We start from the raw sequence: 14,037 nt of genomic DNA, 5'->3' as shown, positions 1-14,037 counted from the left end.
GGCGGCGCACCACGCGGCCGCGCCGGTCAGCGTGCGCGGCGCGATCGGCCGCATGCGCCGGCCGTGCGCGTAGCGCTGGCGGCGGCGCCCGTAGCGTTCGAGCGCGATCATGCCGACGACGATCGCAAGCATCGCGAGCGCGATCTGCGCGGCGCCGGCGAGATCGGAGCGGGTGATCCATGTGGTGTAGACCGATACCGTCAGCGTCTGCACGCCGAGGAATTCGGATGCGCCGATGTCGTTCAGCGTTTCGAGCAGCGCAAGGCTCACGCCGACTGCAATCGCGGGCCGCGCGAGCGGCACGACGACGCGCCAGAACGTCGCGATGCGCGCCGCGCCGAGCGTGCGCGCGGCTTCGAGCAGGCTCGCGGACTGCGTGACGAACATCGCGCGCGTGCTCAGGTACACGTACGGATACAGCACGAAGCCGAGCACGAAGATCGCGCCGGGCAGCGAGCGCAGGTCGGGCAGGCGGAACTGGCGCGGGCCGTCGAAGCCGAGCAGCCAGCGGATCGCGCCCTGCACGGGGCCGATCGGGTGGAGCAGGTCGAGATACGCGAACGCGACGATATAGGTGGGCACCGCGAGCGGCAGCAGCAGCGCCCAGGTCAGCATCCGGCGGCCGGGAAAGTCGTAAGCGGTGACGAGCCACGCGCAGCCCGTGCCGATCACCGTGACGATCGCGCCGACGCCCGCGAGCAGCAGCAGCGTATTGACGAGCGCCTGCGGCAGCACGAATTCGGCGAGATGCGCCCAGTGCGCGAGATCGGCGTCGAACGCGGCGGCGACCAGCACCGCGAGCGGCGCCGCGACCGCCGCGGCAATCGCGACGGCCGCGCCCAGCCAGACGCTGCCCGCGCGCAACCGGAACGGCTGGCGGCGCGCGCGGGCCAAAGGTGCATCAGTTGTCAAAGCCGACCTTGTCGACGAGCTGGCTGGCCGCCTTGCGATGTTTCGCGATGTCGGCGAGCGGCAGCGGGTCGATCTTCAGCGGGCCGAAGCTCGCGATCACCGGATCGAGCTTCACGTTCGCGCGCACCGGATATTCGTAGTTCGCCTGCGCATACAGCGCCTGCGCTTCCGGCGACACCAGATACTCGAGCAGCTTCACCGCGTTGGCCTTGTGCGGCGCGTGCTTCGCGACCGTCGCGCCGCTGATGTTCACGTGCGTGCCGCCGCTCTTCGCGTTCGCGAACGTCGGGCGTACGACCTTGATCGCATCGCCCCATTTGCGCGCATCGGTGCCGGCTTCCGCGTTCTTCATGTGGCCGACGTAGTACGCGTTCGCGAGACCGATGTCGCAGATGCCGCCGAGAATGTCGCGCGCGACGTCGCGGTCGCCGCCCGTCGCCTTGCGCGCGAGGTTCGCCTTCACGCCGCGCAGCCACTTCTCCGTCGCGGCTTCGCCGTCGTGCGCGATCATCGCGGCGACGAGCGCCGTGTTGTACGGATGCTGGCCCGAGCGGATGCAGACCTTGCCCTTCCATTTCGGGTCCGCCAGATCCTCGTAGCGGAATGCGTCGACCTTCAGGTCCTTCTCGACGTACAGCACGCGATCGCGCAGCGACAGCGCATACCAGTCGCCCTGCGCGCCGCGCAGGTTCGCGGGAATCGCGTCGTCGAGCACCGTGGAGCGCACCGGCTGCGCGAGCCCGCCGTCGACGAGGTCGAGCAGGTTGCCGATGTCGACCGTCATCAGCACGTCGGCCGGCGACTGCGCGCCTTCGGCCTTCACGCGCTCGAGCAGGCCGTCCTTCACGAAGACCGTGTTGACCTTGACGCCGCTTTGCTTCGTGAACGCGTCGATCAGCGGCTGGATCAGCTTCGGTTCGCGGGTGGTGTACAGGCTCACTTCCTCGGCCGCCTGGGCAAGCGGCGCGAATGCGGCGGCGGCAATGGCGAGGGCGCCGGCGAGCGGCAGCAGGCGGATGCGCGGATTCGACATGGAGACTCCGGTGAGGCAGGCGGACGAAGAAGCGTTCCGGGGCGTGCCTGCCGCCCGAGCGACCCGAAACATTACAAAACGAAAGACTTCGGATTCTAGATCGAAATGGGAATGATTATCAAATGAAAGAATTGGAAAGTTACCAGAAAGGTGGCGCTGGCGAACGCAACGGCACCGTGCGGTGCGGGTACAAACGCGTAGAATGCCCGCTTCAACGAATTCGACGGAGCCGCACCGGCCATGAACGATCAGCGCAAGAAGAACCCTGTCCGCAACGTGAGCATCCTGATCGTCGTGGCCGTGCTGCTCGTGATCGGTACGATCCTGTACAACGCGATCTCGCAGAAGCGCGCGTACGACGACGCGCATCCGGCCGAGGCCGCGAGCGCGAGCGCCGCGTCGCACTGACGCCTTCGTGACGGTGTGCGATGGCTGGGCGGCTCGGGGCGGGCCGGCGGCGATGCGCACTAAGGAGCGGGGCGGCAGCCGCGGCGGGCGACGCGATGCGTCGTGTGACGCCGCGGGAGATGCGACAAGCGCGAAAAGCGCGAAAAGCGCGAAAAACGCGAAAAACGCGAAAAACGCGAAAAACGCGAAAAACGCGAAAAACGCGAGAAGCGCGAGAAGCGCGAGAAGCGCGAGAAGCGCGAGAAGCGCGGGCGCCGAAGCCGGCGCACCGCGTGGAGACTCAGCCGTGCGTCAACGTGACGCGGCCGCGAACTTCGGGCGGATCCGGGCGTAGAACACCACCGCCAGCAGCGCGAGCCATGCCGCGCCGACGTAGAGCGCCACGCGCGTGTCCTCGAACCAGCCGAGCATCACGATCACGAACCCCATGAACGCGATCGTCAGCGCGGGCGCGACCGGCCACAGCGGCACCTTGAACTTCAGCGCCGCGACTTCCGCGCGCGACAGGCGCCGGCGCATCGCGACCTGCGACAGCAGGATCATCAGCCACACCCACACGGTCGCGAACGTCGCGATCGCGGCGACCACCAGGAACACGTCCTTCGGCATCAGGTAGTTCAGCAGCACGCCGACGAGCAGCGCGCCGGCCATCACGAGCACCGTGACCCATGGCACGCCGTGGCGCGACGTCGACATCAGCACACGCGGCGCCTGGCCTTGCCGCGCCATCCCGAACATCATCCGGCCCGCGCCGAAGATGTCGCTGTTGATCGCCGAAATCGCCGCGCTGATCACGACGAGATTCAGGATCGTCGCGGCCGACTTCACGCCGAGCGCCGAGAAAATCTGCACGAACGGGCTGCCGTCGCTGCCGACGCCGGTCCACGGGCTGATCGACATCAGCACGACCATCGTCAGCACGTAGAACAGCAGGATGCGCGCGGGCACCGCGTTGATCGCGCGCGGAATCACGCGTTCCGGATCCTTCGCCTCGCCGGCGCTCATCCCGATCACCTCGATGCCGCCGTACGCGAAGATCACGACCGACAGCGACGCGATGAGCCCGCCGATCCCGTTCGGGAAGAAGCCTCCATGGTTCCACAGGTTGGCGAACGTCGGCACGTCGGCCGAATGGCCGAAATGCATGCCGGTCAGCAGGATCGCGACGCCGCCGCCGATCATCGCGACGATCGCGCCGACCTTGATGATCGACAGCCAGAACTCGAGCTCGCCGAACACCTTCACGTGGCACAGGTTCAGCCCGCAGATCACCGCGACGACCCCGAGTACCCAGATCCACTGCGGCACGTCCGGAAACCAGAAGCCCATGTAGATGCCGAACGCGGTGATGTCGGCGATCGCGACGATCACCATTTCCAGCGTGTACGTCCAGCCGGTGACGAAACCGGCGAACGGGCCGAGATTTTCGGTCGCGTAATGGCCGAACGATCCGGCGACCGGTTCGCGCACGGCCATTTCGCCGAGTGCGCGCATCACCATGTAGACGGCCGCGCCGCCGAGGATGTAAGCCAGGATCACCGCGGGGCCCGCGAGCTGGATCGCCGACGCCGAGCCGTAGAACAGGCCGGTGCCGATGGCCGAGCCCAGCGCGAGAAAGCGGATGTGCCGCGCGCTCAAGTGGCGCTGCAAGTTTTTCATCGAGTCTCCGATATCGTTATGCGACGGACCGGGCGAGCGGGGCCGGTCCTGTTGACCCTAGTTGTCTATACAACTTGAGCGTGAACGGATGATAACAAGCCAGGCCATGTGACCGGAATCGGGTATTCCCTGAGTGGTGCAAGCGGAGGAATCGGGCGTGGGGCAGCGCGGTGTGCGTGCCGGCCGCGGGCGGCGGGTGGATCATGCTTCGGGGGCGGGTGTTGCGGGAACGGCGGGAGCGCCGCGGGCCGGCCCGCATGCGGTGATGGGTCATGCCTTGGGTACGGTGTGGCCGGGACGGCAGGGTGCCGCCGGCCGGCCCGCGCGGGCGGCCGGCGATGGCATGACGTCACGCGTTCATGCAGGCAGCCGGATCACGCTGGCGTCCTTGCGGATCAGCAGCGACGACGCGAGCATCTGCTTGCACTGGTGCGCGAGCACCTTCAGGTCGTGCGTGAGGTCCGCGCCCACCGCGTCGGATTTTTCCGCGGACACGACCATTGCGTCGAGGTCGCGCGTGAGCTGCTTCGTCGCGTCGAGCTGGTCGGCCGGTGGCGGCTCGCCGGCTTCCGCCTTCTCGAGATTCTCGAGCACGGCGGACAGCGCGCGGTGCAGCGCATCGTCGTGCGCGAGATGCTCGTCCGCCGCGCACGCGCTGCGGATCAACGGCGCGGCCGCGGTGATCTGCGCGCCGAGCACGTGCGTCTGCACGAGCAGATCGTTCAACTCCGGCACGAAGCGCTGGTGCGCCTTCGGCTCGATCATCATCCGCTGGAACGCCTGGCCGAGGTTCGCGAACGCGATATGCACGTCCTTGCGCGCGAGACGGTAGCGATAATCGTCATCGAGCGTTCCGGCCGGCGTTTCGATCGCCGCGGCGACGACGGGCACGACGGCCGCGCCGTCGGCAACCGGCACGGGCGGCGGCGACGCACCGCGCCCGGCGCGCCACACGGCCTCGAAATACTTGCGCGTCGACGTCAGCATGTCGGTGACCAGCTTGCCCATCAGCCGGTATTCCCAGTACGGGAACAGCCGGCTCGCCGCGATCGCGATCATGCAGCCGACGACCGTGTCGATCGCGCGCTCGCCGATGATGCGCATGCTGCCCGGCGCGAGCAGGTGGAACATCAGCAGCACGTACGACGACGTGAACACGACGCTCGCCGCGTAGTTGAACAGCAGCAGGCTGTAGCTCATCACCATCGACCCGAACATGATCGCGATCAGCACGTGCGGCTCCTTCACCGTGTAGATCAGCGCGATGCTCGCCGCGCACCCGATCAGCGTGCCGATGATCCGCTGCGCGTTGCGCTGCTTGGTGAGCGAATAGCCGGGCTTCAGGATGATGATGGTCGTCATCACGATCCAGTACGCGTTCGTGAGCGGCAGCAGCCGGCCGAGCCAGAAGCCGACCGCGACCGCGATCGTCACGCGCAGCGCATGGCGAAAGCTCGGCGAGCGCATGTTCAGGTTCGAGAAGATCAACAGCGGGGACATCCGGCGCCGCTGCAGGAAGCGCATGAGCGCCTTGTCGATCTTCAGTTCCGTCTGCTGCGGATCGGCATGGCCCGACAGGTTGCGGCGCATCCGGTCGATCAGGCGCGTCGCGCTCCAGATGCGCCGGAACGTCGCGAGCACCGCCGCATACGCTTCCGCATTGCTCGCCGGGAAGTTCTTCTTGCGCATCAGTTCGATCTCGTACTCGATCGCGCGCAGTTCGGCCTTCACGCTGATGCGCGAATGCGGCGCGCGGTTCTCGAGCACCGCGAGGCCGATTTCCTCGAGATCGGCGGCCGCCTTGCGGATCAGGTCGCGATAGAAAATGATCAGGTCCGAGCCGCCGAACGTGTTGCGCACGAGCGGGTAGTCGGTGTGCGCGCCGACGAACAGCTCGTGCAGGTCGACGCTGTTGATGAACAGGTTGTACATCGTCGTGCGGCCGGGGTCGAGCTTGCCGCGGCGCAGCTTCGGCAGGTTGCGCAACACGATGTCGCGCGCGGTTTCCTGCGTTTCGACCGCGGTGATCTGCTTGGCGACCAGATTCCGGTAGCACTCGTCGAGATCGGCGTCGAGATCGTAGAACTGTGCGCGCGCGAGCAGATAGTCGGCGCACGCGAACAGGCTCTCGGCGAGCGCCTGCTGCTCGATCCGGCGCGCCTGCCATTGCGATACGAGCGTTGCCCAGTACGTGTACCAGAGGCCGCCCGCGAGAATCCACCCGGCGTTGACGAACGCCTGCAGCGGCGTGAACGTCTCCTCGAGCGTCATCACCATCATGAACAGCGTCGCGAAGCTGATTTGCGGCCAGCGGTTGCCGTAGACGACGATCAGCGACAGCACGAACGTGAGCGGCACGATCGTCAGCCACAGCGCGAAGATGTTCGGCGTCGCGAGGCCGGTGGCGAGCGCGGCAAGGAAACCGATCACGCTGCACGCGAGCATTTCGTTGTGCTTGTACTTCAGCGGGCCCGGCATGTCGACGACGCACGCGCCGAGCGCGCCCGTCGAGATCGTGAAGCCAAGCTCCCGGTTGTGAAACACGATCAGGCACAGCACGGCCGGCAGCGACACGCCGACCGCGATCCGCAGGCCGCCGAAAAAATACTGACTGTAAAAAAACTTTCTGATTTCGACCGAATAGCGCATCGATGGGCTGAATGACAGACGAAGACGCCCGGGGCGGCGTATTGACTGGCGACGAGTCTATCGTATTTCGCGGTCCGCAAAACCTGGCCTTTCGGACGAGGTTCGTCGCGGCGATCCTTTTGCTATCCTTGGTGCTCCCGTTCGTGCGGCCCGGCCGGCGCGACGCCCAGATACCCGCTTCATGCTCCATCTCTTCTATTCGAACCGTCACGAAACGCTCGCCGACGCGCTGCTCGACGACCTTGCCGCGTTTCCGGCCCGCAACGGGCCGTGGGCGCCGCAACAGGTGATCGTGCCGAGCGCGGCGCTGCGCCGCCGTCTCGAGCTCGACATCGCCGCGCGCCACGGCGTGTGCGCGAACGTCGAGTTCACGTATCTCGCGCAATGGCTGTGGGCGCAGATCGGCCGCGTGCTGACGGTGCCTGCGCGCTCGCCGTTCGCGCCCGATCGCCTCGTGTGGCGCTGCTACCGGCTGTTCGCGCGGGCCGCGGGCGGCGCCCCTTGGCTCGCGTCGCCGCGGCTCGCCGCGTATCTGTCCGCGTCCGACGACGCGATGCGCTACGAACTCGCGCAGCGCGTTGCCGCCGTGCTCGATCATTACCTGACCTATCGGCCCGAATGGCTGGCCGCGTGGCAGGCCGGCGAATCGGTGCTCGCAGGCGACGCCGCGCCGCGCGGGATCGGCGACGCCGCGCGTGACGACGAGCAGTGGCAGGCCGCGCTGTGGCGTGCACTGCTCGCGGAACTGAGCGACAGCGGCGCGCCGCCCGCGCACCGCTTCCTCGTGGAAGCGCGCCACCTCGATCCCGAAACCGTCGCGCGCGCGGAGTGGCCGGAATCGGTTAGCGTATTCGCACTGCCGACGATGCCGCCGCTGCACGTCGCGCTGCTGCGCGAGCTGTCGCGCTGGATCGACGTGCGCGTTTATGCGCTGAACCCGTGCCGCGAGTTCTGGTTCGACATCGTCACGGCCGCGCATGCGGAAGCGCTCGACGCGGCCGGCCGGCTGGACTATCAGGAAGTCGGCCATCCGCTGCTCGCGGAGTGGGGGCGGCAGACGCAGGCGCAACTGCACATGCTGCACGAACTGACCGAAAGCGCGGCGTCGAGCGATGCGTCGCGGTTCGTCGCGAATCCGGCGCCGACGTGGCTCGCGCGCGTGCAGAACGCGATCCTCGACCTGCAGCCGGAGGCCGAGCTCGGCGACGCGCCGGCCGAGCGCGGAATCGAGGTGCACGTGTGCCACAGCCTCGCGCGCCAGCTCGAGGTACTGCACGACCGCCTGCTCGCGTGGTTCGATGCCGACGCGACACTGCAGCCGTCCGACGTGCTGGTGGCCGTCGCGGATCTCGCGGCGGCCGGGCCGCTGATCGATGCGGTATTCGGTACGGCGGGCACCGGCGGCGCGCGCGTGCCTTACCGGATCACCGGGCTGCCGCCGTCGCAGGCGAACCCGGTCGCGCGCGTGCTGCTCGAATGGCTCGCGTTGCCGGAGCGGCAGGTCGGCGCGCCGGAGCTGGTCGAATGGCTGCGCGTCGACGCGGTGGCCGCGCGCTACGGCATCGACGCGGCCGCGCTGGAAACGGTGCAGACCTGGCTCGCGGCGGCCGGCGCGCGGCGCGGGCTGTCGCCGGCCGCGAACGACGATGCGGCGGTGCCCGCGCCGCGCCATACGTTTTCCGATGCGCTCGCGCGACTGTTCCTCGGCTATGCGATGCCCGAAGGCGCGGCACCGGTCGGCGCGTGGCTGCCGATCGAGGCGGCCACCGGGAGCGAAGCCGAACTGCTCGGCCGGCTCGCGCGCTTCACCGACGATCTCGACGGCTTCGCGCGGCGGCTTGCCGACGCGCACACGCCGCGCGCATGGAGCGAGCTGTTCGCCGACACGCTCGCGCGGTTCTTCGACTCCGGCGCCGCATACGCCGATGCGCTCGCGGGCGTGCGTGACGCGCTCGACGCGATGCTGGCCGCGATGACCGAAGGCGCGCTGGACGAAACATTGCCCGCGGCCGTCGTGCGGGCGGGGCTGGCGGCCGCGCTCGACGATCCGGCGCGCGGCGGGGTGCCATGGGGCGGCGTCACGTTCTCGTCGCTGACGAGCCTGCGCGGGCTGCCGTACCGCGTCGTGTGCCTGCTCGGGATGGACGACGGCGTGCTGCCCAGTCTCGCGCGCGCCGACGAATTCGACCTGATGGCCGTACTGCCGAAGCTCGGCGACCGGCAGCGCCGCGACGACGAGCGCAACCTGTTCCTCGACCTGCTGCTCGCCGCGCGCGACCGGCTGCTGATCGCGTACACGGGACGCAGCATTCGCGACAACGCGCCGCTGCCGCCGGCGGCGCTCGTCGACGAACTGCTCGACCATCTCGCGATCGTCACGGCGGGCGCGGATGCCGCGCCCGATGCGGTCGACGCCGCGCGCCGCGCGTTCATCGTCGAGCATCCGCTGCAGCCGTTCGCGGCCGAGTATTTTCGGCCCGGCAGCGAACTGGTGTCGTACGACGCCGAGCGCGCGACGCTCGCATCGCTGCTGGCGGCCGAAGCCGCGCGCGACGCGCCGCGCGAGCAGCCGTTCTTTGCGCAGCCGTTGCCAGCCGAGCCGGTCGAACCCGTCGCGTTCGGCGAATTCGAGCGTTTCTGGCGGCATCCGGCCCGCGCGCTGCTGCGCGCGCGGCTCGGCATCGTGCTGTCCGACGCGCAGGCCGAACTGCTCGACACCGAGCCGTTCGCGCTCGACTTCGCGGGTAGCGATGCGCTCGCCGAGCGCGTGCTGCCGCTTTTGATCGAAGCGGACGAAGGCGGCGCGCACGACCATGCGTTGCGCATCGCGGACGCCAGCCCGGAACTGCCGGGCGGCGCGACGGGCGCGGTCTGGCGAGATCAGGCGCTCGGCTCGATGGCGCAACTGGCGTCGAACGTGCGCCGCGCGCTGGCCGATGGAACGGAGCGGCGGCCGTTCACGCTTGCGATTGCACCCGCATGGCCCGACACCGACCAGGCGCTGTTCGGCGCCGATGACGCGATGCTCGCCGTCGATGCGACGAGTGCGCCGCTCGAACTGCACGGCACGCTGAACCGGCTGACGCAGGCCGGCCAGATCATTTATCGCTATGCACGGCCGAGTGCGCGCGACTATCTGTCCGCGTGGCTCGCGCACCTCGTCTACTGCGCGGTGGAGCCCGGCGGCCCGCGCCGCACGTTGTGGTTCGGCAGCGGCGGCGCGTTCGAACTCACGCCGGTCGCGGCGCCGCTCGAGCACCTCGCGCCGTTGGCCGCGCTGTTCCGTGCGGGGCGGCGCATGCCGCTGCGGTTCTTTCCGCGCAGCGCATGGGCACGCGTGTCCGACGGCGACGCCAAGGCCGCGACCGTGTGGATCAACGAACGCGTGGCAAGCGAAGCCGACGATCCGGCCATCGCGATCGCATGGCGCGGTGCGCATCCGTCGCTCGACGAGCCGTTCGGCACGCTCGCGCGGCTCGTGTTCGAGCCGATGCTGGCACACCTGAAGGAGGTTGCATGAGCGCCGCACCGCAGCCGCAGGCGGCGCTCGAACTCGACGTGTTCGCGTGCCCGCTCGACGGCGTCAACCAGATCGAGGCGTCGGCCGGTACGGGCAAGACGTGGAACATCTGTGCACTCTACGTGCGCCTGCTGCTTGAAAAGGATCTCGGCGCGGACGAAATCCTCGTCGTCACCTTCACGAAGGCGGCGACTGCGGAATTGCATGAACGGATCCGCGGGCGGCTCGCGCAGCTCGCGCATGCGCTCGATACCGGCGACGACGGCGGCGATTTGTTCGTCGCGCGGCTGCTCGAGACGACGCTCGGCGAAGCGGGTGCGCTCGATCCCGAGACCGCGGCGAAGCGGATCCGGCGCGCGCTGCGCGCATTCGACCAGGCGGCGATCCACACGATCCACGCGTTTTGCCAGCGTGCTTTGCAGGAAGCGCCGTTCGCGGCCGCGATGCCGTTCGCGTTCGACATGCAGGCGGACGACGCGGCGCTGCGCTTCGAACTCGCGGCCGACTTCTGGCGCACGCGCGTCGAACCGATGGCCGCCCGCTGGCCCGGCTTCGCGACGTGGCTCGTGGAGTCGGGGGCGGGCCCGGCCGCGCTCGACGCGCACCTCGCGCGGCGGCTGAAGAAGCCGCTCGCCGCGCTGCGCTGGGACGGCGTCGTCGAGCCGGACGATTCCGCGGAGGCCGCGGCCGCCGAATGTTTTGCGCAGGCTGCGCGGATATGGGCGGACGAGCGCGACGCGATCGACGCGCTGCTGCGTACCGCACAGCCCGTGCTCAACCAGCGCTCGCACAAGCCGGACGCGGTTGCGGACGCGCTTGCCGCGTGGTCCGCGCATTTCGCGCAGGGCAATGCGGCGGCCGCGCTGCCGAAGGCCGCGCTCAAGCTCACGCGCACCGCGCTCGTGAAAGCGACGAAGAAGGGCGGCGCAACGCCTGAACACGCGTTCTTCGACGTGGCCGATGCGCTCGAAGCGGCGGTGGCCGCAGCCGAGGCCGCGCAGCGCGCGCGCTGGCTCGCGCTGATCGCCGACTGGCTCGACACGGCACCGGCCGAGCTGGCCGAGCGCAAGCGCACGCGTCGCGTCGTGTCGTTCGACGACCTGCTCGCGAACCTGTATCGCGCGCTGCATGCGCATCCGTGGCTCGCCGACACGCTGCGCGCACGCTATCCGGCCGCGTTGATCGACGAATTCCAGGATACCGATCCGCTGCAGTTCGCGATCTTCAACCGGATCTTTGCGCCGGGCGGGCCGCTCTTTCTCGTCGGCGACCCGAAGCAGGCGATCTACAGTTTCCGTGCGGCGGATCTGCACACGTATCTCGCCGCGCGCGCAAGCGCGAGCGCGTGCTACACGCTCGCCGTCAACCAGCGCTCGACGCCGGCGATCGTCGATGCGTGCAACCGCTTCTTCCTGTCGAACCCGCGCGCGTTCGTGCTCGACGGGCTCGACTACTACGCGGTGCGGGCCGGCACGCGTGTGCGCCCTCCGTTCGTCGACGAGACCGATCCGGCGCCGGCCGGCGATTTCCGCATCTGGACGCTGCCGGGCGGCGACGGCACGCTGCTCAAGCGCGACGCGCAGGCGCAGGCCGCGCAGGCCTGCGCGGCCGAGATCGCGCGGCTGATGCGCGGCGCGCGAGAAGGGCATGCGCGGCTCGGCGACACGCCGCTGTCGCCGGGCGACATCGCGGTACTGGTGCAGACCCACCGGCAAGGCAGCCTCGTGAAGCGCGTGCTCGCCACGTGGGGGATCGGCAGCGTCGAACTCGCGCAGGCATCGGTGTTTTCGACCGGCGACGCCGAGCAGCTCGAGCGCGTGCTGGCGGCGATCGACGCGCCGGGCGACTTGCGGCGGCTGCGTGCAGCGCTCGCGGCCGACTGGTTCGGCCTCGACGCGGGTGCGCTGTGGCGCATGGAGCAGGGCGACGGCGACGCGTCGCGCGAAGCGGCCGACAGTGCCGATGCGATGAGCTGGGTCGAGCGCTTCTCGCGCTATCGGCTGCTGTGGCGCGAACGGGGTTTCGCGGTGATGTGGCGCACGTTCACGCGCGAGCTGCGGATCGCCGAGCGGCTGATGGCGGGCGCCGACGGCGAGCGTCGCGTGACCGACGTCAATCACCTGGCCGAACTGACGCAGGCGCGCGCGTCCGCGCAACCGGGCATCGCGCCGACGCTGCGCTGGCTCGCCGCGCAGCGGCTCGACGGCGGCGGCGAGGAGGCGCAACTGCGTCTCGAATCCGATCGCAACCTCGTTCAGATCGTGACCGTGCACAAGTCGAAGGGCCTCGAATACGCGGTCGTGTTCTGCCCGTTCCTGAACGACGGCGCGCTGCGCGAGCCGCCGGCGTCGGGGTTGCCCGACGCACGCGAATATCACGACGATGCAGGCGATGCGGTGCTGCATTACGGCTGCGACGACGAGGCAGCGGAGCATGCGGCGCTTCAGGCGCTGCGCGAGCAGGCGGCGGAGCGCGCGCGGCTCGTCTACGTGGCGCTCACGCGCGCCGTCTATCGATGCTATCTCGTCGCCGGGCCTTATCTGTCGTCGCGCTCGACCCGCGAGGCGCGGCGCAGCGTGCTGAACTGGCTCGTGGCCGGCAGCGGCCAGTCGTTCGATGCGTGGCTCGGCGAGCCGCCCGACGAAACGGCGCTCGACGCGGCGTGGCAAGCACTGGCGGCCGGTCCCGTGAGCGTCGCGCCGTTGCCCGTGCCGGTGCGCCGCGAGCGGCTCCCGGCCGGTCACGATGGATCGCAGACGCTCGCGGCGCGCCATGCGACGCGCGTGCTGCGCGATGCGTGGCGGATGGCGAGCTTCAGTTCGCTGACCGCGTCGATGGCACGCGAGGAGGCAGGCGTCGCGACCGTGCCGGACGACGAATTGCGCCCCGATCACGATGCGCTGGCCGCGGTGACGCCCGACGGCGCGTTCGCCGTGGCCGACACGGTCGCGGCCGAGCCGCCCGACGACGACATCCTCGCGTTCCCGCGCGGCGCGGCTGCCGGCGAGTGCCTGCACCGCCTGTTCGAGCTCAGCCGGTTCACGGAGCCCGATTCGTGGCATCAGGCGGCGCTCGGTGCGCTGCATGACCGGCCCGTCGAGGCGGAGCCCGAACTGGCCGTGCGTCTGCCGGCGATGATGGCGCGGCTCGTCGGCGACGTCGTGCGCACGGAGCTCGTGCCGGGTATGCGGCTTGCGGATCTCGATCCAGCGAAGCGGCTCGACGAAATGGGATTCCTGTTCCCGGCGCCGTCGCTCGACCTGGGCGCGCTACGCAGGCTGCTGGTCGCGCACGGCTATCCGGACGTTGCGCTGGAGGCGGGAATGCTCGCCGGTTTCATCAAGGGTTTCATCGACATGATCGTCGAACACGACGGCCGGTTCTGGATCGTCGACTGGAAGTCGAACCACCTCGGCAATACGCCCGATGCGTACGGCCCGCGCGCGCTCGACGTCGCGATGGCCGATCACGCGTATCACCTGCAGGCGCTGCTCTATACGGTCGCGCTGCATCGCTATCTGCGCGGGCGGTTGCCCGGCTACGAGTACGACACGCACATCGCCGGCTATCTGTACCTATTCGTGCGCGGTGTGCGGCCCGACTGGCGCAGCGGCGGCGAGCCGGCCGGCGTGCATGCGCGGCGGCCCGCGCGCGAACTCGTCGATGCGCTCGACCGGATGATGGAAGGGGGCCGCGCATGAACGCGCCCGACGACACACTCGAATTCACCGGCGGCCTCGTCGCGCGCCTGCCCGAGCCTGCGGATTTTGGCATTGCGCTCGCGGAAGGATTCGCGCGCCGCATCGGCGACCTGTCGCGCCGCGCGGGTGCGCCGGCCGCGGCCGCGCGCTGGGCG

7 protein-coding genes are annotated in these 14,037 nt (G+C 69.5%); 3 read left to right on the top strand and 4 right to left on the bottom strand.

What is annotated here, in order from left to right; translation table 11 throughout:
- Window positions 1-912 (bottom strand): ABC transporter permease (locus tag BSE24067_RS31510; protein ID WP_174904980.1); only part of this gene is annotated, 912 nt, incomplete at its 3' end.
- Window positions 902-1,945 carry a Fe(3+) ABC transporter substrate-binding protein gene (locus BSE24067_RS31505; protein ID WP_151068261.1) on the bottom strand — a complete coding sequence of 348 codons (1,044 nt, stop codon included), beginning with the start codon at window positions 1,943-1,945 and terminating at the stop codon, window positions 902-904. The genes BSE24067_RS31505 and BSE24067_RS31510, both read right to left, overlap by 11 nt.
- Before the next feature lie 240 nt (window positions 1,946-2,185).
- On the opposite strand from BSE24067_RS31505, the gene BSE24067_RS31500 reads away from it, so the two are divergent.
- Window positions 2,186-2,353, top strand: a complete 168-nt coding sequence (locus BSE24067_RS31500; protein ID WP_151068262.1) for a hypothetical protein — start codon at window positions 2,186-2,188, stop codon at window positions 2,351-2,353.
- Between the two features lie 291 nt (window positions 2,354-2,644).
- Here BSE24067_RS31500 and BSE24067_RS31495 read toward each other — a convergent pair whose 3' ends face one another.
- Window positions 2,645-4,012, bottom strand: a complete 1,368-nt coding sequence (locus tag BSE24067_RS31495) for an amino acid permease (RefSeq protein WP_151068263.1) — start codon at window positions 4,010-4,012, stop codon at window positions 2,645-2,647.
- 357 nt (window positions 4,013-4,369) lie between these two features.
- Window positions 4,370-6,661 carry an FUSC family protein gene (locus tag BSE24067_RS31490; protein ID WP_151068264.1) on the bottom strand — a complete coding sequence of 764 codons (2,292 nt, stop codon included), beginning with the start codon at window positions 6,659-6,661 and terminating at the stop codon, window positions 4,370-4,372.
- A gap of 181 nt (window positions 6,662-6,842) precedes the next feature.
- Here BSE24067_RS31490 and recC point away from each other — a divergent pair, with 181 nt between their 5' ends.
- Both recC and recB read left to right on the top strand, forming a co-directional pair.
- Window positions 6,843-10,181 (top strand): exodeoxyribonuclease V subunit gamma, encoded by a 3,339-nt coding sequence (gene recC / locus BSE24067_RS31485; protein ID WP_151068265.1) that lies wholly within the window; start codon window positions 6,843-6,845, stop codon window positions 10,179-10,181.
- Window positions 10,178-13,882 (top strand): exodeoxyribonuclease V subunit beta, encoded by a 3,705-nt coding sequence (gene recB, locus BSE24067_RS31480; protein WP_151068266.1) that lies wholly within the window; start codon window positions 10,178-10,180, stop codon window positions 13,880-13,882. The genes recC and recB overlap by 4 nt, the downstream gene beginning before the upstream one ends.
- Window positions 13,883-14,037: the final 155 nt, after the last annotated feature.

Origin of the sequence: Burkholderia latens (genome assembly GCF_902499045.1) — a bacterium.
GTDB lineage: Bacteria > Pseudomonadota > Gammaproteobacteria > Burkholderiales > Burkholderiaceae > Burkholderia > Burkholderia latens.
This window is presented reverse-complemented; position numbering and strand designations above follow the sequence as displayed.